20 protein-coding genes are annotated in these 23,590 nt (G+C 52.8%); all 20 read right to left on the bottom strand.

All coding sequences use genetic code 11. From position 1 onward, the window contains the following. Positions 1 to 126 precede the first annotated feature (126 nt). The 20 genes from INQ48_07220 to INQ48_07125 all read right to left on the bottom strand — a co-directional run bounded on the left by INQ48_07220 (position 127) and on the right by INQ48_07125 (position 23,478). A complete protein-coding gene (locus tag INQ48_07220) occupies positions 127 to 2,136 on the bottom strand; it encodes a polysaccharide biosynthesis protein (GenBank protein ID QRF59017.1) in 2,010 nt (669 codons plus the stop codon). A gap of 214 nt (positions 2,137 to 2,350) precedes the next feature. After that, positions 2,351 to 4,600 carry a polysaccharide biosynthesis tyrosine autokinase gene (locus INQ48_07215; GenBank protein QRF59016.1) on the bottom strand — a complete coding sequence of 750 codons (2,250 nt, stop codon included), beginning with the start codon at positions 4,598 to 4,600 and terminating at the stop codon, positions 2,351 to 2,353. Beyond that, entirely contained in the window at positions 4,597 to 5,031 is a 435-nt protein-coding gene (locus INQ48_07210) for a low molecular weight phosphotyrosine protein phosphatase (protein QRF60647.1), read from the bottom strand. Before INQ48_07210 ends, INQ48_07215 begins: the two co-directional genes overlap by 4 nt. 237 nt (positions 5,032 to 5,268) lie before the next feature. Continuing rightward, positions 5,269 to 6,456 carry a DegT/DnrJ/EryC1/StrS aminotransferase family protein gene (locus INQ48_07205; GenBank protein QRF59015.1) on the bottom strand — a complete coding sequence of 396 codons (1,188 nt, stop codon included), beginning with the start codon at positions 6,454 to 6,456 and terminating at the stop codon, positions 5,269 to 5,271. Beyond that, on the bottom strand, positions 6,450 to 7,124 hold the full coding sequence (locus INQ48_07200; GenBank protein QRF59014.1) for a NeuD/PglB/VioB family sugar acetyltransferase: 675 nt from the start codon (positions 7,122 to 7,124) through the stop codon (positions 6,450 to 6,452). Before INQ48_07200 ends, INQ48_07205 begins: the two co-directional genes overlap by 7 nt. Beyond that, complete coding sequence (locus INQ48_07195) at positions 7,121 to 7,726, bottom strand: sugar transferase (GenBank protein QRF59013.1); 606 nt, start codon at positions 7,724 to 7,726, stop codon at positions 7,121 to 7,123. Before INQ48_07195 ends, INQ48_07200 begins: the two co-directional genes overlap by 4 nt. Positions 7,727 to 7,733: 7 nt before the next feature. Beyond that, entirely contained in the window at positions 7,734 to 8,957 is a 1,224-nt protein-coding gene (locus INQ48_07190) for a glycosyltransferase family 4 protein (protein QRF59012.1), read from the bottom strand. A 3-nt stretch (positions 8,958 to 8,960) separates the two neighbouring features. After that, positions 8,961 to 10,097 carry a UDP-N-acetylglucosamine 2-epimerase (non-hydrolyzing) gene (gene wecB / locus INQ48_07185; protein QRF59011.1) on the bottom strand — a complete coding sequence of 379 codons (1,137 nt, stop codon included), beginning with the start codon at positions 10,095 to 10,097 and terminating at the stop codon, positions 8,961 to 8,963. 23 nt (positions 10,098 to 10,120) lie between these two features. Continuing rightward, positions 10,121 to 11,248, bottom strand: a complete 1,128-nt coding sequence (locus INQ48_07180; GenBank protein QRF59010.1) for a capsular polysaccharide biosynthesis protein CapF — start codon at positions 11,246 to 11,248, stop codon at positions 10,121 to 10,123. Positions 11,249 to 11,251: 3 nt separating this feature from the next. Beyond that, entirely contained in the window at positions 11,252 to 12,304 is a 1,053-nt protein-coding gene (locus INQ48_07175; GenBank protein QRF59009.1) for a polysaccharide biosynthesis protein, read from the bottom strand. After that, positions 12,294 to 13,565, bottom strand: coding sequence for a glycosyltransferase (locus tag INQ48_07170; GenBank protein QRF59008.1), 1,272 nt, complete (start codon positions 13,563 to 13,565; stop codon positions 12,294 to 12,296). Before INQ48_07170 ends, INQ48_07175 begins: the two co-directional genes overlap by 11 nt. Next, entirely contained in the window at positions 13,504 to 14,670 is a 1,167-nt protein-coding gene (locus INQ48_07165) for a glycosyltransferase family 4 protein (protein QRF59007.1), read from the bottom strand. Before INQ48_07165 ends, INQ48_07170 begins: the two co-directional genes overlap by 62 nt. Continuing rightward, a complete protein-coding gene (locus tag INQ48_07160) occupies positions 14,667 to 15,614 on the bottom strand; it encodes an acyltransferase family protein (GenBank protein QRF59006.1) in 948 nt (315 codons plus the stop codon). Before INQ48_07160 ends, INQ48_07165 begins: the two co-directional genes overlap by 4 nt. A gap of 5 nt (positions 15,615 to 15,619) precedes the next feature. Next, complete coding sequence (locus INQ48_07155) at positions 15,620 to 16,741, bottom strand: O-antigen ligase family protein (GenBank protein QRF59005.1); 1,122 nt, start codon at positions 16,739 to 16,741, stop codon at positions 15,620 to 15,622. Positions 16,742 to 16,772: 31 nt separating this feature from the next. Beyond that, positions 16,773 to 17,972 (bottom strand): glycosyltransferase family 4 protein, encoded by a 1,200-nt coding sequence (locus INQ48_07150; protein QRF59004.1) that lies wholly within the window; start codon positions 17,970 to 17,972, stop codon positions 16,773 to 16,775. Between the two features lie 100 nt (positions 17,973 to 18,072). Continuing rightward, the gene (locus tag INQ48_07145) at positions 18,073 to 19,464 is read right to left on the bottom strand and encodes an oligosaccharide flippase family protein (GenBank protein ID QRF59003.1); all 1,392 of its coding nucleotides are present in this window, start codon (positions 19,462 to 19,464) and stop codon (positions 18,073 to 18,075) included. Between the two features lie 48 nt (positions 19,465 to 19,512). After that, positions 19,513 to 20,601 (bottom strand): DegT/DnrJ/EryC1/StrS family aminotransferase, encoded by a 1,089-nt coding sequence (locus INQ48_07140; protein QRF59002.1) that lies wholly within the window; start codon positions 20,599 to 20,601, stop codon positions 19,513 to 19,515. Continuing rightward, on the bottom strand, positions 20,598 to 21,188 hold the full coding sequence (locus INQ48_07135) for an N-acetyltransferase (GenBank protein QRF59001.1): 591 nt from the start codon (positions 21,186 to 21,188) through the stop codon (positions 20,598 to 20,600). Before INQ48_07135 ends, INQ48_07140 begins: the two co-directional genes overlap by 4 nt. A gap of 17 nt (positions 21,189 to 21,205) precedes the next feature. Next, on the bottom strand, positions 21,206 to 22,153 hold the full coding sequence (locus INQ48_07130; GenBank protein QRF59000.1) for a Gfo/Idh/MocA family oxidoreductase: 948 nt from the start codon (positions 22,151 to 22,153) through the stop codon (positions 21,206 to 21,208). 23 nt (positions 22,154 to 22,176) lie between these two features. Next, a complete protein-coding gene (locus INQ48_07125) occupies positions 22,177 to 23,478 on the bottom strand; it encodes a nucleotide sugar dehydrogenase (protein QRF58999.1) in 1,302 nt (433 codons plus the stop codon). Positions 23,479 to 23,590: the final 112 nt, after the last annotated feature.

Here is a 23,590-nt window from a genome sequence, read left to right as displayed (position 1 = left end):
TCCAGTTCCTCCGCACTGCGTTCGAAGGCACTCACATCAAAAACAAGGCGGCCCGTTGCTGAAGCAACGGGCCGCCTTGTCGCTTATTTTTTAGTCGTCCTAAGGCACGCGAGTCAAGCAATCCGATCAAGCCACCAGAGCAGCTCCGGCAACCCGAGGAGAGCCGTCCAGCAGGACCTCACCACCGATGACGTCTGAATCCGGATCGGTGTCACACAACAGCACTGCGTTTGCCGAGTGCCTTTCCAAATGCACCCAGTCGACCACCTCCGCGTGCGGCTGGTATCCTGGAAGCATCTGCGCCAGCGCGTGCTTGAGCGCCGGTACATCGTTGCGATCGAGGATGGCCCCCAACATTGCGAACTGCCGCCATAGCTCCTCGGCAGGTGGGCAAGGCTCGTGGGCCTTCATCACCCGAGAGTGCGTGGTCTGCATCGCGTTGTCCCCGATGAGAAGCTCTTCGTAGAGCTTTTCACCCGGTCGCAGACCCGTAATGCGAAGTTCAATGTCTCCGTCAGGGGCACTCTCGTCACGAACGGTTCGCCCCGACAGCTCCACCAGTCTCCGGGCCAGATCGATGATTCGAACTGGCTCGCCCATGTCGAGAACGAAGACGTCTCCACCTTGCGCCATAGCGCCGGCCTGGATGACGAGTTGCGCCGCCTCCGGGATCGTCATGAAGTAACGGGTGATATCGGCGTGCGTCAAAGTAATCGGGCCACCAGCCTTGATCTGCCGGCGAAACAACGGAACCACCGAGCCGCTAGAGCCCAGGACATTGCCGAAGCGCACCATCGAAAAGCAGGTTCCTGAAGGCTGCTGTGCCAACCCTTGCAAGGCGAGTTCGGCCAAGCGCTTGCTCGCTCCCATGATATTGGTCGGCCGCACCGCCTTGTCGGTACTCACTAGCACGAATCGGCGAACCTGGCATTCCATTGCGACCTGCGCCGCCAAAAGCGTACCCAGCGAGTTGTTCCGAACGCCTTCGACAGGGTTGTGCTCGACGAGCGGTACGTGCTTGTAAGCGGCCGCGTGGTAGACGGTATCGGGCCGCCAAGTACGCATGATTTCGCGCAGGCGTGCCGGGTCTCGCACCGAGGCCAGGAGAGGGATGATCTGGACCTCCGGACTCATCGCCTCTAGTTCTTGATGAATGGCATAAAGCGCAAACTCCGTCAGCTCCACCAACAGCAGCTTCGACGGCGAAAGTTTGACGATCTGCCGGCAGAGCTCGCTGCCGATCGAACCGCCGGCGCCTGTGACCAATACCACCTGGTGCCGTATGTGCTTGTGCAGTAGATCGTCGACCGGCGCGACAGGATCACGGCCCAGCAGATCCTCGATATCGACTTCGACCAAGTCATGAACTTGAACGCGGCCATTGGCCAGGTCGGCGAGCGCGGGCAGCGTACGTACATGCAGATGGAGGGGAAGCAAATCATGCAGGATCTCGGCTCGCCGTGACCTGCTGGTAGAGGGCATCGCCAACAAGACGTCCGAGATCCCGAGCATCGCGGCGTTCTCTCGCAACCAGCTTGGCGGTTGAATCCTGATGCCGTTGAGGGTACTGCCATGAAGATGCTTTGCATCGTCGATGAACGCTCGCACCAGCATGTCGCGACTCTGGGCGAGCGCTGCCGCGAGTTGCAGCCCAGCGCCGCCCGCACCATAGATGACCACCTGCGGCAGCGACTTGCGCTGGACTGCGCTCATGTACATGCCGCCGAGCCAATAGCGCGCCAGCATGCGGAGACCGCCGATGCACATGAAGAGCAGCAATGGAACCACGAGCCCTACCGTGCGCGGCACCGTGCTGACGCCGAAGACAGTAAAAAGTACGGCATAGGCGAGCCCGAACAACGCACACGCCCGCAAGATCGCCAAGACCGCTGGTGCACCCGCATAGCGAAAAATCGCGCGGTACAAGCCGAACACCGTGAACAGCGGCAGTGCAATCAACACCGCCATCGTTGCCGCCCACCATTGTGACCCCCGAGGGAGCATCCATTGCTCAAAGCGCAGGCTTAACGCAAAGCAGACGCACAGTACACACACGAGTGCATCCACGCACAGCGCCAATAACCGTTTGGCAGGTCTAGGCAATCCGAGCAACCGCTCTGCCAGACGATTAATCACGCAAGACTCCTACCCCGAGTCGCACTCGGATATCGCGAATGATTGTGCATCTCATGCTCCAAGGCTGTTTGTGCCCCCAAATCTTGATTGTTAGAAAGTGTACAAACCACTAGGTTTGGAGACATTCCTCCAAAAGACATACGAAATTCGATCTCGTCAACTCTGAGAAGCGACGGCGCTCGTCACCGCTGCCGATTGCTTACATCGCTTCGCGTCAACTCGCTTGCTTGTACTTGTACTCCGTATAGCGATAGCCGCCATACTTGTATCCATAGCTCCCATAGTGTCTGCGAGAGAGGTCCATCCCATTAAAGACTACCCCACTGACTCGTTGATTGGCATGTGCCAGCCTCTTGACGCTCTCGCTCAACTCTCCGACCTGAGTCAATCCATCGCGAGCAACTAACAAGATCGCCCCAACGTGAGCAGACACCGCGGCCGCATCTGCTGCAACAAGAACTGGTGGGCTGTCGATCACTATCAAGTCGTACCGCTGCGACGCCCCGTCCAAGATTTCTCCTAGAGCAGACGACAGCATCATATTGGCCGGGTTGAAGGGATAATTTCCTGTCGTGAGCACATCAAGATTGGGAAGTACCTGCGCATGAAGGGCTTGCTCAAAGGTCATATCGCCGGCTAAAACATCCGCAAGCCCCCCCTGGCGCGGAAGACCAAAAGACTTGTTGAGATGCCCCTTGCGCAAGTCCGCATCAATTAACAATACACGCTTGCCAGCCTGAGCCATGATGACAGCATAATTGCTAGAAACAAAACTCTTGCCAACACCTGGCGTTGCGCCGGTCACTAAAACTCGGTTGCTTCCTGATTCCATAAGAGCGAGTTGCAAGGAAATTCGCAAATTCCTCAGGCTCTCAATCGCAAGGCTTTCCGGAGCAGTAACGGCAAGAACTTGAGCACCACCGGCTCCAGTTGCAATCAGCTGGAGAAGTGCGTCTTGTTCCATCGCTTGCGGCACCACCGAATATACGCTCAATCCAAGACGATCCTCGATTTCCTGTGGATTGTGAATGCCATTGGACATTTTACTGCGTGCAATTGCTATCGCAATACCAGACAGCAGGCCCAAGATGAGCGACAACGCAACGATTAGGGGTTTCTGCGGCTTCACCGGATTTTTTGGCTTGATGGCTTTATCCAACAAACGTACATTCCCGACCTTACCCTCTTTCACAAGGCGCAGCTGAAGAGAGCTATTGAGAAGCGACTTGTACAGCTCTCCATTAACCCGGACATCTCGCTCGAGTCGCAATGCATCTCGCTGCAACGCCGGCATTGAACTTACTCGCCGATCAACACCATCAAGTTCATTGCGAAATGCAGCTATTTGACCGTCGATGACACGCACCTTTGGGTTTGTTTCGGTAAAACGCGAAAGCAGATCTCGACGAAGCTGCTGCGACTCAAGCAGCTTGGTTTGCAATTGAATCGCTTGACCGAGAACTGCCTTCGCCTCTTCATCAAAAGCAATAGTTCCATTTTTGTTACGGAAATCCGCATAGGCATCTTCCGAACTTTCAAGTTGCTTTTTGAAGTCCGGCAATTGAGAGTCAAGAAATTGAAGCGTTTTTTCCGCTTCCGCCGCTTTTCGATCTACGTTTTGACGCACATATTGAGCCCCAATTTCATCAAGGATCCGACGCAGGCGATCACGATCGCTGTCTTCGAGCATCGCATTGATAACATTCGATTGTTTGCCCTGCTCGCTGAGTTGAACGCGTCGCTGCAAGCTCTCTGTGGTGGCGAGTGAGGACGCACGCGACACTACGAACTGAGCGCCAGGCTTTCCCTCCAACTGCGAGACGATTAGCACCAAATCTCCTCCGGGAATATGCTGCGTCAGTGGCGTACCAACGGTCCCGTTTAACGTTTCCTCAAGGCCAGGGTGCGTAAGCGTGTACTGCCCGTCAGACTGGACCGTGATGGTAAAAGCTTGTTGATCCTCAAAAGCTGGAGGAACATCAAACTTAGCAACGGCAATTGCTTCAGTACCTGAAACATACCCGCTCATCCCAAGAAAACCAGGCTCGGAGAGCGTCTTGGCACGCCTTGCAAGCCATGCACCGATGAATGGCACATAGCGAGGCCGGGCGTCGATGTAAAGTCGAGTAGCCTCCACGGCTCCGCCCATGATCATGCGCGAACGCAGTATCTGAATTTCGCCAGCCGCCGAGGTCTTCACATCGAACAGGTTCGCCGTATCACCGAGAAAGCTCTTTGCGTCCGGCGCCGAGTCCTCAACCTGAATCAAGAGGTTCGACTGATATACGGGCGTGGAAAGCATTGCATAGGCCATTCCGAGCGCGACCGCGACGCCGGTAATAGCCACCACGAGCCATCTACGATCGATCAGGATATCCAGATACTCCGACAAGCGAATGCCGTCGTCGTCGTGCAAAGGAGTAGCGCCTACTGGCGAGGCAGATGATGTAGCTAAGGCGTTCATGAAAGCTTCTTAATGCGCTCGGCCCAGGCTGAAGCGCCGGCGTCGATGAGTTGCAAGGCTTCGTCAAAGGCCGCTCGGCCCAGGCGATATGGATCGGGAATGTCTACACGCGCAACCTCGCCCAAGCGGAATAATTTGCCACGGGCAAACGGGTGCCGCTGGTTAATATGAAGGCGCTGCTCTTCGTCCATGACCAAAATCAGGTCGACCTCTTGGCACATATGACTAGTCAACTGTCGCGCACGATGGCCTTCGATGTTTAGTCCACGCTCGGCCATCAAAGCACAGGCCAACGGATCTGCAGGCTGCCCAACGAGAGCTCCAACACCGGCAGACCGAACATTTAAATCAGGCAATGCTGCCGCAAGCAGCGCCTCTCCCATCGGACTACGACAGATATTGCCGATGCATACGACCAATACAGACTTCATGCCGAGCAATGACCCGAGAAGTTGAGGGCGGTTTTCAACCGCGTTGAAGAATCGATCACAATATTCTCTTCCCTTGTTTCACATTTTAGTTGCCCATTGCTTTGCGTTGATTCGGCATGACCAAATCGATCGGGACGCGTCTCGCCCTCGCATGTAGCAGTTTTTCTAGACCCAACCACCACTGCCGCCTCGACTTGCAAATCCGAGTCGCAAAACCACACAGACTTACGCCACCAATCAAGCCGTTGCCTCAGCCAGCACTTGAGAAATCACGCTGCAACTCCTGTCGATTTCGAGCGACGTCAGCGTGGGATGCACAAGAAACATCAGGCTTGTTTCGCCGAGCGCCTGCGCGATGGGAAGTGGTTGCATCGGCCGCCATCCGGTGTCATCGAAGGCTCTCTCCAAGTACACCTCAGAGCATGATCCTTGATAACAAGGAACGCCACCGTTTTGAATGGCGTCGATGATACGGTCGCGCGTCCAGCCGTGCGCCAACCGTTCTGGCTGTGTGTAGAGGTAGCACTTGTACTGCGCATGAGCGCTCCCTGCGGCTTCGTTGTGGCCGAAATCGGGAACACGCACAGCAGCATAAGGACGGGCTGCATTCCACAACGCTTTCGCATGCCGCGTACGCACTGCAGTCCATTGCGCCATTCGCTGCAATTGGATTCGACCGATGACCGCCTGGATCTCGAGCATGCGCCAGTTCGTACCAAAGCTTTCGTGCAGCCAGCGAAAGCCTGGCGGATGCGCCCGCTCGTAAACGGCCTCGAAGCTCTTACCATGGTCCTTGTACTCCCACATGGCACGCCACAACGCATTGTCGTCGGTGGTGACCATGCCACCTTCGCCGCCTGTCGTCATGATCTTGTCCTGGCAGAACGACCAAGCGCTCGCATGCCCAATCGAGCCGACCGAGCGATTCTTGTAGCGCGCGCCGTGCGCCTGAGCGCAGTCTTCGATCACTTTGAAGCCGTGTTCGGCGGACAGCGCCATGATCGGGTCCATGTCACAGGGCCAGCCTCCCAGATGTACACAGATCACCGCCTTGGTGCGAGGCGTGACGACTTGTGCGATGGTTTCAGCCGCTAGATTGCCGCTTTCCGCATCGACATCCGCAAATACCGGTGTCGCCCCTGCATTCACAACACAGGACACGCTGGCAATGAAAGTGCGCGGTGTGACGATCACCTCGTCGCCTGGCCCGATGCCCATGCCCTTGAGGATCACGTCCAGCGCCAAAGTGCCATTGGCGAGAGCCAGTGCATGCGAGGTGCCAACCCAAGTGGCGAACTCCTTTTCAAAGGTGCGGCACTCCTGCCCCGTCCAGTAGTTGACTTTGTTGGACAGCAGCACGCGCTGCACTGCATCGGCTTCTTCGGCAGTGAAGCTAGGCCAGGGGGAGAAAGAAGTACTTAACACGAGAGTTCAGCCTTTTTCAGATATGGGTTGGCAGGGTTTCCGACCACGACGACGCCAGGTGGCACATCGCGCGTGACGACCGCGCCCATGCCAACCAAGGCACCTCGACCGATCACAAGAGGACGGCCCGGTTGGCCCTGCTTGATAACAGCGCCGGCTCCGATGTACGCATGGTCTTCGATGTGCACGTTGCCATTGCACTTTGCGCCAGGCGCAAAAGTTACGAAGTCGCCTATCACGCAATCGTGTTCGACATAGCTGTACAGGTTCGCGTGGAAGTGCTTGCCAATGCGAATGTTGGACGTAATGGTGACGAACGGGCTCAGTGCCGCGCCCTCCCCCAGCGACACGTCGTCCATGATCACGACATTCGCGGCTTGGACCGTCCAGGGCAGCACACCATCTACAGCACAGCGGTCGGCTAGACTTTCCCGCACAGTGCTGTTTGCAATGGCGATCACTATTCGTCTTGTGCTTGCATCAATTTGCACGAATTCTTCATAACGCAGTACGCGATGGCCATTGACCTCGCTGGCCTCGGGCCGGTCGTCAACGAATACCAGCTGTGTGGCCGGGATGCCTTCACGCGCAAGCTGCAGGCGGGCCAAAGGCATCACGCCACGACCGCATCCACTAGCGCCAAACACAGCAAACAGCGGCAGACTCATTGCTTATGCTCCATTCGCGATCCTGTAAAGCGCGGCATCGTGGCTTCGCCCTTGGCGGTGATGCCATCGCGCACCAGCACCTTGCGTACTGTCAGCCAGAGGATCTTGATATCGAGATAGAGCGAACGATTGTCAACATACCAAACATCGAGCTTGAATTTCTCGTCCCAACTGAGCGCATTGCGCCCATTGATCTGCGCCCAACCGGTGATACCGGGGCGCACCTCATGGCGGCGGGCTTGCTCGGCGGAATAAAGCGGCAGGTAATCCATCAACAGCGGGCGCGGTCCAACTAAGCTCATATCACCCTTGAGCACGTTCCAGAGCTCAGGCAATTCGTCGAGACTACTGGCGCGCAGAAAGTGGCCGAAGGGGGTCAAGCGGTCTGCATCGGGCAGCAGCACACCACCGGCGTCACGCGCGTCAGTCATCGTGCGGAACTTCACCATATTGAATGGCCGGCCGCCCAGACCCGGTCGCCGCTGACGAAAAAATGCTGGATTACCCAGCTTACGGCGCACCTGCCATGTCAAAAACAACAGCGGAAGGCTAAGGACCAGCAAAGCCAAGCAAGCAAGTACGATGTCGAAAAGACGCTTCATTTCGCTATCACCTCGCAGCCAGCCGCGTGAAGATGGCACCGAACTTAGAGACGCCGACTTGCAAGGCCAGTTGCTCACGATAGAAACGCTGAGCTTGGCGCCCCATGGTGGCCAACGCGTCCTGTTGCACTGCTGCCAGTGCTTCCGCGGCATCCGCGAGCGCCGGTGCATTCTCGGATTCAACGACCACACCACCACCCGACCGTGAAACTAGCTCGGCCGCATCACCATCGACCGCCATCAATAGCGGTTTTCCCACCGCCATATAGGCCTGCGTCTTGGACGGAATCGTGATTTCAAACAACGAATCCTTGCGCAAGTGGACCAGGAGAACTTCGGCCTCATTCAACAGAGCTCCAACTTCCGACATAGGTACGGGAGGTAAAAAGATCGTGTTGTGCAATTGCATATCGATAGCGCGCTGCTCGAGCCGAGCAGCTTCGACACCCCCTCCCAGCAATACGAAACACACCCTGGCGTCGCGTGCTTGCAGGAGGGCAGCAGCTTCCAGTACGGTGTCCAGGGCCTGAGCCTTGCCCATATTCCCTGCAAAAAGGATGCGAAGTCGCTCCGGACCCGGAAAGTTTGCGGGAGGATGGCCCTGCGGTGAGGCCAGCGCAACCTCATCGGCCCAGTTGTAGATCACATCCACTTTGGTGTCAGGCACGCCACGCTGCAACAGAAGGCGCTTGAACCCCGGTGAGAGCACTGCGATGTGGTCCATACGCCGATACACCCATTGGCATACAGTCCCTACTACGCTCAAGGCTCTGTTATTGCTGACCATACCAGTGGCACGCAGGGTGTCCGGCCACATGTCCTGAATGTCGTAGACCACTGGGATGCGGCGCAAAAGCCGCAGCAGCCCGGCCGTGATACCCACCGTGAGTGGCGGATGATAGGCATAGATCACGTCGGGTCGCCGCGCCATGAACAGACCATAAACGAACGACGATGCGGCGAAACTCGCGTAGTTCAACACCCGCTTGATCGCCGACTGGTTATGGTTAGGGTAAAGAGGAACGCGCGTCACCTGGACGCCGTCGATCACTTCGCGCTGCAGCAGGTTGATCCGATAGCCCGGGTACACCTTGCCGCCGGGATAGTTGGGGAACCCCGTCAATACCTCGACTTCAAAACCCTGCCGCACCAACTCACGGGCGAACACGATGCCTTTGAATGTCGGTTCGGGATCGAACCACTGCGTCAGTAGCAACACACGAATTGCCATGTGTCAGTACTTTTTCCAGACCACGCGGTTCACGTAATCCGTGTAGCTGTGGACAATGCGTAGCACCTTGTCCGACACGTTAGGCATATTGTAATCCGCCACCTGGCGCAAGCCGCGCGCACCCCCTCGGGGCTGGTTAGCCAAAATTAACAGGCCCTGGCGGACGCGGTCCACTTCAAGGCCCGTCATCATGACGGCCGCCTCTTCCATCCCCTCGGGGCGCTCGTGCGCTTCGCGCAGATTGAGTGCCGGAAAATTGAGGATTGACGATTCCTCGTTGATGGTACCGCTGTCGGAAAGCGTGACACGCGCTGAAAGCTGCAGCTTCACATAGTCATGGAAGCCCAGCGGCTTCAGCAAACGTACCTGGCTGTGAAACTGCGCGCCCGTCGCGTCGATGCGTTTTTGCGTGCGCGGATGTGTGGAGACGATGACTGGCAAGTCATGGTCTTCGGCAACTGCATTCAAGACTGCCACGAGCTTGCCAAAGGACTGTGGAGACTCGATGTTCTCTTCGCGATGAGCGCTCACTACGAAATACCGCTCAGCTTGCAAACCCAAGCGCTCGAGCACCTTGGATTCGTCGATGCGCTGGCGGTAGTGCGTCAGCACTTCGAACATAGGGCTACCTGTCTTAATGACCAGATCAGGCGACAGCCCCTCGCGCAGAAGGTAATCGCGCGCGATTGTGCTGTAGGTCAAATTGACATCAGCCGTGTGGTCCACGATGCGTCGGTTGGTTTCCTCTGGCACACGCTGATCGAAGCAACGGTTCCCTGCCTCCATATGAAAGATCGGGATCTTCCGGCGCTTGGCTGGAATCACCGAGAGACAGCTATTGGTATCGCCCAGTACAAGCATCGCTTCAGGCTTCACCTCGCCCAACACCTGGTCCACGGCTATGATGAGATTGCCGATAGTGTGCGCCGCACTGGCTGCATTGGCTGCGCTGTTCAGGAAATAGTCGGGCTTGCGCACACCCAAGTCATCGAAGAAAACTTGATTGAGTTCGTAGTCATAGTTCTGGCCGGTATGCACCAGCACGTGATCGCAGTGCTCATCCAGACGAGCCAAGACACACGAAAGACGAATGATTTCGGGTCGAGTGCCGACCACGGTCATGACTTTGAGTTTTTTCATCGAAAAGATCCTATGCCCCCGGCCTACAGCGGGCAGGCGAAGGTGTCTGGCCGTGCGCGATCAAACACTTCGTTGGCCCATAGCATGACGACCATTTCTTCGGCACCGATGTTGGTGACGTCGTGCGTCCAACCTGGAACCGTCTCGACGATTTCCGACTTCTCTCCCGTAGTCACCAATTCATGAATTTCGCCGGTCTGCATATGCCGGAACTTAAAGCGCGCCAATCCCTTAATGACAAGGAACTTTTCGGTTTTGCTGTGATGGTAGTGGCCGCCTCGGGTGATACCCGGATGCGCGGTGAAGAAAGAAAATTGACCCGCATCCGGCGTCTTCAACATCTCGACGAACACGCCGCGTGCATCTGCATGTTGCGGTACGACGTAGGCAAAAGATTCTGGCGGTAGATAGCTCACATAGGTGGAATAAAGTGCACGCACGAACCCGGTTCCCACGCGATCGGTCACAAGCGTACTACGGCTTTCCTTGAACGACTGAATCTGCCGCGCAACCTCCCCGACCGTGGAGCTATACAGCGGCACGACCGTCGCGAAGCCATCCTTGTCCGCAGTAGTATCCGCGCCATCCATCAGCTGAACGAAGCGCTCGATGACATCGTCCACATACACCAGCGTAACTGGCGCGGCCGGATCGTTGACCTGAATCGGGATATCGCGGGCGATGTTATGGCAGAACGTTGCCACCGCAGAGTTGTAGTTAGGCCGGCACCATTTTCCGAATACATTGGGCAAGCGGAAAATGTGCACAGGAATCCCGATGTTGACTGCGACTCCTCGCAACGCGTCTTCTGCATCACGCTTGCTATTGCCGTAAGGATTGTCGCATGCGGCCTGCGTAGACGACGTGTAGACGATCGGCACCTTCTTGCCTGCCGCTTCCGCAACAGCTCCAACAGCGAAACAGAGGGTCTGCGTGAGTTCCGAATTACCAGTAACGAATTCCCGCAGATCTCGAGGGCGATTGACTCCTGCCAAGTGAAAAACGAAGTCGACATTCTGCAGCAATGCTGGCAACTCCTCCACGCCGTTGTCGCGTGTGAAGCAGACCACGTGGACATCTTTGCGCTCGGCTAAATGAAGCCGCAGGTTCTTGCCCAAAAACCCTTCGGCACCGGTAATCAACACCTTCATTATTCAGCCCTCTGCTTCGGCGTGTTCGCCGCGCGCGATCCGCTGCATGAATTCCAACTTGAGCAGCAGCCTCTTCATGCTTTCCACATCGAGCCGCGTGGTGTTGTGCGAGTTGTAGTCTTCGCCGTGCGTACTGCGAGTGATGCGCTGCTCGCCTTGTTCCACATACTTGGCATAGTTCAGGTCTCGTCCATCGGGTGGCACCCGGTAGTACCCTCCTTGATCTTCGGCACAAGCCATTTCCTCACGGCTCAAAAGCGCTTCATAGAGCTTCTCTCCATGGCGCGTGCCAATCTCGCGAATCTCGTGATTGGGCTTACCCATCAGTTCCAGGATGGCCTGCGTCAACACCTGCACGGTTGCTGCGGGGGCCTTCTGTACAAAAATATCGCCGTTGCTTCCATGTTCGAATGCGTGCAACACCAATTCAACAGCGTCCTCCAATGTCATCATGAAGCGGGTCATGGAGGGGTCGGTCACGGTAATGGGCCTACCAGAAAGTACCTGTTCCACAAACAACGGAATGACCGAACCGCGCGAGGCCATCACGTTGCCATAACGGGTTCCACAAATCACGGTGTTAGTACTCTCAAGATTTCGACTGGCGGAGACCATCACCTTTTCCATCATCGCCTTGCTGATGCCCATGGCGTTAATGGGATAAACCGCTTTATCTGTGCTAAGGCAAACAATACGCGACACGTGCGCTGCAACTGCGGCCTCCAAAACGTTCTCGGTGCCCAATACATTGGTGCGAACGGCTTGCATCGGGTGGAATTCGCAAGATGGAACCTGCTTTAACGCTGCGGCATGAAACACATAATCCACTCCACGCATTGCAGCAGAGAGACTCCTACCATCTCTCACATCGCCAATATAAAATTTAAGCTTCGCGCTACCATAGCGCTTACGCATATCATCTTGTTTCTTTTCATCGCGACTAAAAATTCTAATTTCGGCAACATCAGTATCTAGAAATCGCTTGAGTACAGCATTACCAAAAGAACCAGTACCGCCCGATATTAATAGAATTTTTTTATAAAAATCAATGCTCATTAGCGAACTCCAAATTCAAAAAAAGCTCACGATTTTGTTTTTTAGCTTCTCCGCCCCCAACATTCGACAAAGCCCAATTTCGTATGCGCACTCGCCAAGCGAGATGATCTTCGGCAGTCATTAAAAAACAGCGATGTATCGCATCCACAAACTCCACCGGGCGTTCGAGTGGAATATCCCACCCTAAGTTACTTTGCTGCAATCCGCGCCAAGGTGTTTTGTCACTAATTATCACAGGCAACCCACATCCTAGAGCTTCGGCGATCACATGGCCAAAATTTTCTCCTAAGGTAGGCAGGTAAAAGACATCGTACTCAGTCAGCGTCGAATGTACGTCGGACGCTGGTAACGGGCCACAATAATTAAACCGTACATGATCAGGCAAACGCTCCACAGCAGTTTGACATTTAGACCAATATGCAGCATCCTCAATCGGGCCATAGACGTCAAAAAGAACTGGGCATGGCGCAGCTTCAAGCATCTCTATTGCGCCAATCAAATTCTTCATTGGCGCAATTCGAGAAACAAACACAATTCGTAAGCTACCTGCAATCTTGCGAGAAAAAATTATTTCTTTTGGGGGGCAGGCAATGTCGATTGCAACACGAATTTTGGCATCTTTACCAATTACATCACGAATATCTTCGGCCTCGTGCTGCGTCGACGCGTGCCAAGTCACATTTCTATACAAAAGAAAGGCGCGAGCAATCGCGATAAAGAATCTTTTTTTTCTCTTTTTTAAAAGAAGAGCATTCTTAGAAAATTCTCCTCGCGGCCCAATAACGATTAGTCCGCGAGATCTTAAGATACTCCAAACCAACATAGGGAGTATGCTAAACCTGAAAGAGAATACACTATTTAGATGAAGAATATCACCATTAAATCTTTTAATGATGGAAAAAAGGCGGAAAAACCAAAACACTGAGGAGGAAGCGTAATACACGCATGCCTTGCCCAGTTCGTGCCAACTATTTCGACGGATCCCTTGGTATGCGACTTGCTCTCCCAAATCACGGTCAGCCGTCACCACAAAAAAATCAAATTCGCTCCCGAGTTTCTCCACCATATTAGAAATGGTGCGAATGGGCCCCCCCGCTTTAAAGCCGGGCAGATAATACGCGACAAATATCAAAATTGAAGTTTTCAAATCTCCGGGAGCAAGCATATCAGCCTTGCCTTCGATATTTCTTGAAGTCGAACTAATCATCATTTTGAAGCAAACTTCGAGAACTAGTCCAAGGAGCAATCGGGCGAGGAGCATCGGCGAGCCGATGCGAAAAAACTGACAACAAATATTCCGCACCCACCCGTGCGCCAAATGACGAGGCCCACGAAGCCAACGCCGTTCTATCTGACGATTTTTGTCTACCCAACTCAATTTGACGGCACAGAAGTTTCGAAAGCGAAGTGGGATCGTTACTGCGGAACACTCCTCCAACACCGCTCGCCATTACCGCCTCTGCAGCGCCACACCGGTCGCTGCAAATAGCAGGCGTTCCTACCATTAGCGCTTCTGTGACCACCACTCCCCAACCGTCGTGGAGGCTTGGCAGAACTAAACAATCGCTGTCTCTCATCTCTCTACGTACCTCAGACATCGAAAGCTGTTCGACCCAAAAAACTCGTGAACCTAGTAGCTGAGAAGCCCTCTTTCGCAGAACCTCTTCCAGCGGTCCTGCACCAATAATTCGAAGCTCAAAGTTTGGATGAAAAGCGGCGACTGAGGCCAGAGCATCGATGAGTATGTCTATTTGCTTTCGCCTAATAAGTTGGCCCACGAATATAAACCTAAAGATTGTTTCGGCCCTCTCTTTAGAAGTTGGCGGCAGAGACTCTTCGGGTAGAAAGTACGTAGCGGCAAAGATTCTAGCTCTTGAAACTCCACGGCTTTCGATCCAAGAAGCCGTCAGGCGTCCAATGGCGAAGAATCCCTGTACAACCGCTCGGTATCGCCAAAAAAGCCAACGGTAGCAAGCACGTTTGACTATGCCGCGGAAACCGCTGTCATCTACGGTTTCCATAATTATCCAAAATTCCTTACGCTTAGATTTCAGATAATTTTCGGCGCGCTGTACAAAGCCATTGCCACGGATGCCCTCGCAAACGTGAATGACGCGATTCGAGGATTCATCAATTGCGCGCTTAATATCATCCAAAGAATCCAGATAAACCAAATCAACACCTGGCATTGGCGGTGATTTCCAACCCTGACTCGCTCGCTCCTCGCTAATTGCGCATCGGGCAAAGTAGCGGACCACGACACCTTTTTTAGCGATTGCTACCGCAAGGGAGGCCATATGTGGACTAACGATCTGGTGCCAGAACCATATCTCATCTACCTGCGCGAATGTGGTGCCAAATTTCATTGCAAACGCGCCCCCAGAAGTCTCAACCCCCATGCTGAAGGAGCGAAACGTCGAGCCAATTTGAGAAGCAAGAAAAAGCAACCCAAAACAATCGCAGGACTCACAAGAAATAACGGTTTCACATAATTATTCGACGCAAAATTCAAAGCCCCAATTAAGGGCATGTGCCATAGATAAACGAGGAGAGTATTTTTGGAAACCTCGTCTATTGAAGAGCCGAGAGGAAGCTTCCTGTGCGACACTAATATTCCGCCAACTGAACACACCAAGAAAACGAGGGTCGCGCTCTGATAGTTGAGACCGCTTTGCGTAACAAATTGATCTTTAGTAAATAAAAATCCCCAAAGAGCAAAAATTATGATCAATAAGAACTCTAAACTTATGAAAACATTGCGTGATTGGCGAGAAGAAGCATCAAGCGCGAATCCAAATACGACATAAGGGATCCATAGTAAGGGATTTAAGTGTTCGCTGATTACGTGAGACATTAAAGCTTGACCAGAAACTGTGTATGCCAAACTAGCGACGAGAGCAAAGATTCTTAGCACTCTAAACCTGAGGCTTACACCAAAAAGCAGAACCAGAAAAAATACGGGCATGAAATACAAATAACTTCCATTGCCAATAAGGAAGTTAACCAAGGAAAGATTGGGTGCGCCTTTCCTAAAGTATAGGTAAGAATAAACAACGCAACCGGATAGCACCCACGGCAAGGCGTAAAAAGAGAATAGCTTCGTGAAGGTCGCGCTAATTTTCTTAGGGCGAGCTGCGACCCCACAGCCCGTGACAATGAAGAATAAACCCACTCCCATTGACCCAAAAACATAATAGACAGTCTTAAGGACAGCTAAGACCCCAGACGCGCCCTCCTTAACATCCACATGAGCCGAGACAATCGAATAAATTGCCACCATCTTCAAGACGCCCAACGCAGCTGCGCTCATACCGATCAATTCATTTCAGCAGGGGCACGTATCGACAATCCCATCATTGCCAAAAATACGAAATAAAAAAACGACCCGACCCCTACAATGTAATCTTCGCCGACAAAAAACAAGGGAATGACCATCACGAAAGGCCGCAGCATGCTCCCCTTTGCGCTCATTTTATATACTGAAAACAACCCGTAAGCGTAAAATAAAAAAAATACCGCAGCCAATGGCAATCCAATCATAAATCCCAGTCGAAGGAATGAACTATGAACGTTACCTGTTCCCAAAATGAGCTCATGCGCGGTCATTCCGTATCCTAAAATCGGATTACGTGCAATTCCTTGTATTGCCTGCTGATACAAAATGTCTCTCCCCGAATCCGAAAAGGCACTGGCGAATTGCAACCCCCGATCACCCTCACTCGGGTTTTGAAAAATCAAGAGGTAAATACACACAGTAATAGCAAAAAAAACCAACGGCGCAAATCCCGCCTTAGAGGATCTCGCACGCGCAACAATCCAATACATAACTACGATGGCCGCCGCTAACACCGAAAGTCTCGATCCGGTAGCGTGTATTAGATAAAACTCAACCAATCCGATTACAGTTTTTTTGGCAAATGAATAGCGCCCTATAAATAAATTTACCAATAGGGCAACGACCATCGAGAAACCAAACGAGTTCGGGTTTGTCATATACCCGCTCAACCTGCCACTAGGGGCATCGTTTATAAGAAATCCGGACACCGAGATTAACGTATACATAAGTGCCCACGCCTGCATTCCGTCTAGAATAACCTCCTCATGCCCCTTTCTTTTTTGAAGCTTGAGCAGTACTTGAGGGATACAAATGGAAGTGATAGCAAGCACTAAATATCGGACCAAGTCATCCGTATGTGCAACTGCGATAGCAAGTAAGAAAACATATGCCATTCCCACCTGGAAATATCCGCCGCCATAGAACCTAAAATTTCTCTGAAATAAAATTAATACAAAACAGACAAGCAAAAGTCCGTATGCCGTATATACTGAAAATTGCCCAATTTGGACAATTAGCGCAGGCGGCGCCCACCCGGTATTGGAATCCGACTCCCCACTATGCAGCAACGTCCCGCACAGAAACAGCAACGCCACAATCATTTTCTGAAAACCCCTTAGTGTAATTCGCATTTTAAGCACCGGAAGTTTTAGAACTATTTATTGCAGCTTTCAATTCTTTCTTAAAATTTAGATATCGATTTTCGGCGATTTTAAGCGCCGCCCGCCCCACACGGAAAAGTTGAGCAGAGTCCAACTGAGATATTTCGTCCATTTTCTGAAAGAAATCGGCGTTAGTCTCAAATACAAATCCATTGTGATTATGGTCGATAAATTCGTTCACGCGTGCGAGAACGGGTGTACCAAATTCCATCGCTTCGAACGCCGTATTACCCAGTGCATTTTGTTGCTCCGGGAACAGGCATATATCAACACTAGCGTATAACGACTCGAGATCTCTCTTCTTTAGATGAGGCAGCAGCTTAACGTTTGGTCGATGTTTCAGGCGTGTCAGCGGGTAGTTTCCGTCGCCTCCGCAGATTAAAACTTCGACTCTCTCCGCATAACTTGAATGTAAGAGCCAATTTTCAATCAGGTTCACCCCCTTCCCAACCGACTTAGTCCCGGCGAATAGGAACCTCAACCGAGGCCGGCTCTCGAAAGTCTTGGCTCGAGGAAGCGCACATGGGTGGTTAACGATAGCCGTTCTTATTTCGGGACGATATTTCAAGACGCTATCTTGGATTTGGTTGTAAAGACACAATACGATGTCTGCACGGTCCAACTCCTCCAAGTTACGTAGGTGCAAATAGTTCATATGTCGGACCCAAACAGGGTCGGCCCTTTTATCGGACTCTAAAAGGGCTACCTCATCTAGAGGAAGAAGGGCAACTTGATCAAGAATTTTTACGCCGCTTCGTTCTCTGAAGAGTTCGAGCGCGCAACCCGAAAAAGCGTAGACATCTTCGGATTTCGCTATATTCTTATTAGCAGCTAAACAGAAGGACTTTACAATTTCCCTATTGTATGCATATGCGTCCGAAGGCAGAAATTTGCCTCGGACTTTGTTTAAGACGGATGAGGTAAAGGAATCATAAAGATGGAGATCGAAATCTCCTGTCAATTGGAAGTTATTCTCGAGATCTTTTTTTACACCTACAGCCGTTATTTTCGGCGACAAAAATCGCTGCAGACGTCTTTCACGACCGATTGCTGATGCATGGATATGCATACTTTTTAGCATTCCTAAATCGGCGATCGCTTTAGCAGTCAAGAACCGTCGACGCGGGTTCATTTGGACGACCGTTAGGATTTTGGATTCTTTGTCGCTCATTGTCAGTAAAGAATGGGAGTAACGTACGATTTAATGAAATCGGCCGCTTAATTTTGGCTTCGCCATTTACCCAGCGCTAGAATTGCTATTCCATAACGTGCTAAAGAGAAAGGCCAAGTCGTAGTGCAAGGGCTAAAACTAAGCCGGCCCCACTCCAAAGGGCGACGACCCTACCCTCTCTAAATATAGCGGAACACAATTCGACTCCTTTAATTCCTACGACGTGAGTAATAACGAGTAGGTAGAGAAAATAGAATACCAACCCAGAAATAGCATAAACAAAAAACGTATATTTAGGCAACAGCAGGACCGCTAATGCCGTCAAACCGAGCCTAACAACTAATCCAACCAACTGAAGGGCCAGAGCGGCACGCTGATGATCGGTTATGTGAAGTGCCATTGACACTGGCGAGGAGAGGAACTGCAGGATTAACCAAGGAGTCATCCACGCGACCATCTCGCCGGCGCGTCTCCACTCGGTGCCAAAAAATACTGGAAATAGAATGGGAGCGGTTATCCCTGCAAATATTAGTGGGCCGATTCCAACTTTTGCCAGCCCCGCAATAGAATTCAGCGTAAATGTTGGAAGTGTTCCTGCACGCCACTCGTCCGGAGCCCGTGATAGATATACTTGAGACACCGCGCCTCCAATCAATCCCAAAGGCATCGCCATTGCTTTCATTGCCAATAATAAGTACCCAGCGTCCGATTCAGATGACACTGCTGCTATAAGAATAACTGGCAACTGAACCGCCCCGTTATTTGCAAACGACTCAAGCGCCGAATACTTTGGGAATCTTTTATACGCAATAAACATAGCGCGCATGCGTTCTCGACTCACTCGGCGGAAATGCCTTTTGTCCTTCAGCCACATCAGACGTGCTAGAGCGAACACTCCAGCGCCGCTACTCATAGCTTGACCTAACAATAGGCCAAGGGGGCCAAATGCGCTTCCAAGACCTAAGCTAATTTGAACGAAAACACTGCTTCCAGTTTGGCTTATTCGAGTTTTAGCAATGGCTCCATATCGCTTCTTTCTTGTGGCCCAGAATTGGAAAGCAGAATACGTGCTCGCCAGCCATATCCCAAGCGGTATCATCCAAATGTATGGACGCAGATCTGGCTGCTTAACAAAAAAAATGACTTGATCGGCGAATAGGAATGCAGCCACTCCAGTAAATACTGAAAGAATGGTACAAATTACAAGACTAACCGAGAGCAAGTTGGCCGCATCTGCGTCACTCTTGGGCAAAGGAATTGCGATATCAAGTCTTAGACACGCCACACCCGCCACAATCGCTAAAATTGAAGTATAGACCGCCAGCACACTAAATTCATTGGGCGTGTATATACGCGTAATTATTGGAAGCATAACTACGCCAATGGCCTGAGCAAATGCCGTGCCTCCGGCGAGAATGCTTACACTTCGCAAAAAAGATCGCTGAGGCAATGCTTTGCCAATTTTTACGCCAATCAGATTAAACAGCTTCATTGCTTAAACCGGCTGGATGCAAATTAAATTCGAAAGCTACCGCGATATTCATTCGAATTGCATTAGAAGCTCAGCAATGCGCTCCTGGATTGCCGGCGCTAAGTAGGGGTGCATCGGCAAACTTAACACGGAGTTGGCAGCCGAATTACCAACAGGGAGCGAGGCGGTATCGTTTCCTACTGCCGGCTGCAAGTTCAAGGGAATTGGATAATGCACAACCGTTGGAATCTCATTTTTACGCAAATATGTCTGTGCTCGCTCGCGATCACGAACTTTAACGGTATACTGGGCCCAGCAGCTTCTATTAGAATGCTCTATATACGGCCTCTCAACATTTTTATTGTTCGTAAATAGTTGATTGTATCTGTTTGCGACTTCCTCCCGCGCCGCCAACTCATCGGGAAAGATTGCCATCTTTGCTAAAAGAATTGCCGCCTGAATTGTGTCTAGGCGACTGTTTACGCCGACGCGAATGTGGTGATACCGTATATCTTGACCGTGCCGCGCGATCTGACGACATGCCTTCGCAAGATCGGCATTATCGGTAAAGATCGCACCCCCGTCCCCGTAACAGCCCAAAGGTTTACTTGGGAAAAAACTGGCGCATGCAAGTGTGCTGAGGGTACAACTTTTGCGTCCGTTATACGTTGCTCCGAAACTTTGCGCTGCATCCTCAATTACAGGAATTCCGTACTTAGCAGCAATTGCATTGATCGCGTCAAAATCTGCACACTGTCCATACAAACTCACAGGAATAATAGCCTTGGTCCGCGAAGTAATCGCCGCTTCAAGCAGCATCGGATCCAAGTTATAGGTTCGCGGACTAATATCCACGTACACTGGTTTGGCACCCAGCAGCGCCACGGTTTCCGCAGTAGCTATGTACGTAAAGCCTGGCGTAATAACTTCATCACCCTGTCCAATGCCAAGCGCCATCTGGGCAATCTGCAATGCGTCGGTGCCGTTGGCTACAGTAATACAATACCTAGCGCCTGTGTAGGCAACCAATTTTTCCTCCAACTCAGCGACTTCAGGGCCGAGGATGTACTGCCCATGGGCAAGGACGCGCTGAATGGCAGCGTCGATCTTGTCCTTGATACGCGCTTGCTGGGTCTTGAGGTCGATGAATTCAATCATGGTTTCTTTGTATCCAACTTAGTCACGGCGTTGCCTTCGAGTACATAACGCGCACCGGTTTGTGCACAGACGGCTTCTGCCTCGCCCTCGAGTGGCAATGAAAGTTGCTCGCCAAATTCGCTCATCCAGCCGATTTGCCGGGCTGGTACGCCAACCATGAGTGCATACGCCGGCACATTCCTGTTGATTACGGCACCGGCGCCGACAAAGGCGTATTCCCCCACCGTGTTGCCACAAACGATGGTGCAATTGGCGCCCAGCGTCGCGCCGCGCTTCACGACAGTGCGGCGGTACTCGTCCTTGCGAGTGACGGCCGAGCGCGGGTTATAGACATTGGTAAAGACCATGCTTGGTCCGCAGAACACGTCGTCTTCCAACGTGACTGCGTCGTAGACGCTGACGTTGTTCTGAATCTTTACGTTCCGGCCAATGGTTACGTCGTTGCCTATATAGACGTTCTGACCCAACGAGCATCCCTCGCCAATGGATGCTTGCGCGCTGACGTGAACCCAATGCCAGATGCGGGAACCGTCGCCGATGCGGGCCCCCTCGTCGATGATGGCGGTAGGGTGGGCTTTGTATGCCATGGCGACCTCGCTCCGCATCAGGCCAGATCGCGCACAAACGGATGTACTTCACCCTGCTCGCCCTGAACGGGCGTCGAGCGGCGAATCGCGTCGACGGTCTCGATGCAGTGGCGCGCGTCTTCGAGGCCATAGCCGCGACCCGCGAGGATTTCCTTGTAGCTCACCGTATGCAGGTCCGTGAAGCCTTCGGAAAATTCGAGCTTTTCGCCGCTGATGTCGATGTTTCGGAAAGTGGTCTTCTTTCCCTTTACGTCAGCCGGCAGATCATTGGCGTCAATGGACAAGAACCACCGCACGCGCGCACGCTCGTATTCAAGATACCCTGCCGCTTTCGCGGTACCGCTGTAGTGCACCACATTGCGCTGCAGCTTGCCGAAGATGAAATGCAGCATGTCATAGAAGTGCACGCCGATGTTGGTTGCCACGCCAAACGACTTGCGGTTGTCGCCCTTCCAGCTTTCCATGTACCACTTGCCGCGCGAAGTGATGTAGGTCAGCTCGACATCGAACTTGGTGTTTGCCGGTGCGGCAGCGACCTTGTCGCGTAGCTTCAGAATAGCATCGTGGTGACGCAACTGAAGAATGTTGAAGACGCGCTTGCCGGTTTCCTTTTCTACAAGCTCCAGTTCGTCAATCAGATCGGGCGTGGGCACCAGGGGCTTTTCGCAGATCACATCGCAGCCTAGACGCAAACCTGCGGCAATGTGCGGATGATGAAGATAATTGGGGCTGCAGATCGCCACGTAGTCCAATGCAGTTGCGGGATTCCGCTTGAGTTGCTGCGCATACTCAAAAAACCGTTCGAACTCCGTAAAAAATTCGCTTTGCGGCGAAATGCTGTCGATGATGCCAACCGAATCGTTGATGTCGTAGGCGACCGCTAGATGATTGTCCGTGTCTTTGATGGCACGCATGTGGCGCGGAGCGATGTAGCCGGCTGCACCGATAAGAGCAAAGTTTGTCATGACGGAGAAAAGCGGGAAATAGCTTAAAGACGGAACACGGAAAAGCCGCTGTCGCGTGCATCCTGCGCGCTGAACAGGCTCTTGACGTCCACCAACACGGGCCGCTCGCCGCGACACAAAGCACGCAATTCAGCCATGCTCGCGCGGCGGTACTCGTTGTGACCCACCGCGACGACGAGTGCGTCGACCGGATGGTCCATGTCGACCAAGCCGAGTTGAAGGCCGTACTCATGGGACACCTCTTCAGGTTCAGCCCAAGGGTCCACCACTTCCACGGAAGCCCCCCACGCTTCGAACTCCCGCACCATATCCACGATCTTGCTGTTGCGGATGTCCGGGCAGTTTTCCTTGAAAGTGATGCCCAGGACACCAATGCGGCAACGCGGCACGTCCATGCCATTCTTCAGCATTAGCTTGATGGTGTTACGGGCAACATAGCGCGCCATGTTGTCGTTGATGCGACGTCCGGCCAATATCACCTGTGGGTGATAGCCAACCTGCTCCGCCTTGTGCGTGAGGTAGTAGGGATCCACGCCGATACAGTGCCCACCAACCAGGCCAGGACGAAACGGCAGAAAATTCCATTTGCTGCCCGCGGCCTCGAGCACGTCGAGAGTGTCGATGCCCAAGCGCTCGAAGATCACAGAGAGTTCGTTCACCAACGCGATGTTCAGATCGCGTTGCGTGTTCTCGATAACCTTGGCGGCCTCGGCCACCTTGAGACTGGCCGCTTTGTGCGTGCCCGCAGTAATGATCTCGTTGTAGAGGGCATCCACCAGATCGGCCACGTCAGGAGTACTGCCGCTGGTGATCTTCTTGATCTTGGTAAGCGTGTTGACCTTGTCCCCCGGATTGATTCGCTCCGGGCTGTATCCGCAGAAAAAATCGACATTGAATTTTTTACCGCTGAACTTCTCCAGCACAGGTACGCAGACCTCTTCCGTGGCCCCTGGATACACCGTCGATTCGAAAATCACGACCGCACCGGTCTTCATGACCTTGCCGATGGTTTCGCTGGCCTTTATTAGCGGAGTCAGGTCTGGTCTGTTGGCATCGTCGATCGGCGTTGGAACCGTCACGATGAAGACAGCGCAATCACGCAAGTCATCGACGTGTGACGTAAAGACAAGTTGCGTTGCAGCCTTCAATTCGTCAGGCGTGGTCTCGAGCGTGTGATCCTGCCCACCTTGAAGTTCGGCAATGCGTTTGGCATTGATGTCGAAGCCGACAACTTGACGCTTTTTGCCGAACTCCACGGCAAGGGGCAGCCCCACATAGCCCAGGCCAACGATCGCAATAGGTTGTTTGAAAGGAGGAATTTGCATACTAAAAACACCGAAGCCAAAGACTTGTCGACGTGTCTCCGACAGAAGACTTCGCCTGAGCGCCTGAACGATTTTTTGATAGCCCTAGTCACCGTATCCGCCGTTCAGGCAA

This window comes from Variovorax paradoxus, assembly GCA_016806145.1.
Lineage (GTDB): Bacteria > Pseudomonadota > Gammaproteobacteria > Burkholderiales > Burkholderiaceae_C > Variovorax.
Note: the sequence above shows the minus strand (reverse complement) of the source record. Positions and strands in the feature narration are given on the sequence as shown.

Coding starts and splice junctions, on each gene's coding strand:
- INQ48_07200 (QRF59014.1), bottom strand. CDS start 7,124: ATGAGTCTGCCGCTGTTTGCTGTGTTTGGCGCTAGTGGATGCGGTCGT.
- INQ48_07140 (QRF59002.1), bottom strand. CDS start 20,601: ATGATTGAATTCATCGACCTCAAGACCCAGCAAGCGCGTATCAAGGAC.
- wecB (QRF59011.1), bottom strand. CDS start 10,097: ATGAAAAAACTCAAAGTCATGACCGTGGTCGGCACTCGACCCGAAATC.
- INQ48_07195 (QRF59013.1), bottom strand. CDS start 7,726: ATGAAGCGTCTTTTCGACATCGTACTTGCTTGCTTGGCTTTGCTGGTC.
- INQ48_07155 (QRF59005.1), bottom strand. CDS start 16,741: ATGATTGTGGCGTTGCTGTTTCTGTGCGGGACGTTGCTGCATAGTGGG.
- INQ48_07130 (QRF59000.1), bottom strand. CDS start 22,153: ATGACAAACTTTGCTCTTATCGGTGCAGCCGGCTACATCGCTCCGCGC.
- INQ48_07165 (QRF59007.1), bottom strand. CDS start 14,670: ATGAAATTTGGCACCACATTCGCGCAGGTAGATGAGATATGGTTCTGG.
- INQ48_07160 (QRF59006.1), bottom strand. CDS start 15,614: ATGAGCGCAGCTGCGTTGGGCGTCTTGAAGATGGTGGCAATTTATTCG.
- INQ48_07175 (QRF59009.1), bottom strand. CDS start 12,304: ATGAGCATTGATTTTTATAAAAAAATTCTATTAATATCGGGCGGTACT.
- INQ48_07125 (QRF58999.1), bottom strand. CDS start 23,478: ATGCAAATTCCTCCTTTCAAACAACCTATTGCGATCGTTGGCCTGGGC.
- INQ48_07210 (QRF60647.1), bottom strand. CDS start 5,031: ATGAAGTCTGTATTGGTCGTATGCATCGGCAATATCTGTCGTAGTCCG.
- INQ48_07215 (QRF59016.1), bottom strand. CDS start 4,600: ATGAACGCCTTAGCTACATCATCTGCCTCGCCAGTAGGCGCTACTCCT.
- INQ48_07135 (QRF59001.1), bottom strand. CDS start 21,188: ATGGCATACAAAGCCCACCCTACCGCCATCATCGACGAGGGGGCCCGC.
- INQ48_07170 (QRF59008.1), bottom strand. CDS start 13,565: ATGCTCCTCGCCCGATTGCTCCTTGGACTAGTTCTCGAAGTTTGCTTC.
- INQ48_07150 (QRF59004.1), bottom strand. CDS start 17,972: ATGAGCGACAAAGAATCCAAAATCCTAACGGTCGTCCAAATGAACCCG.
- INQ48_07145 (QRF59003.1), bottom strand. CDS start 19,464: ATGAAGCTGTTTAATCTGATTGGCGTAAAAATTGGCAAAGCATTGCCT.
- INQ48_07180 (QRF59010.1), bottom strand. CDS start 11,248: ATGAAGGTGTTGATTACCGGTGCCGAAGGGTTTTTGGGCAAGAACCTG.
- INQ48_07190 (QRF59012.1), bottom strand. CDS start 8,957: ATGGCAATTCGTGTGTTGCTACTGACGCAGTGGTTCGATCCCGAACCG.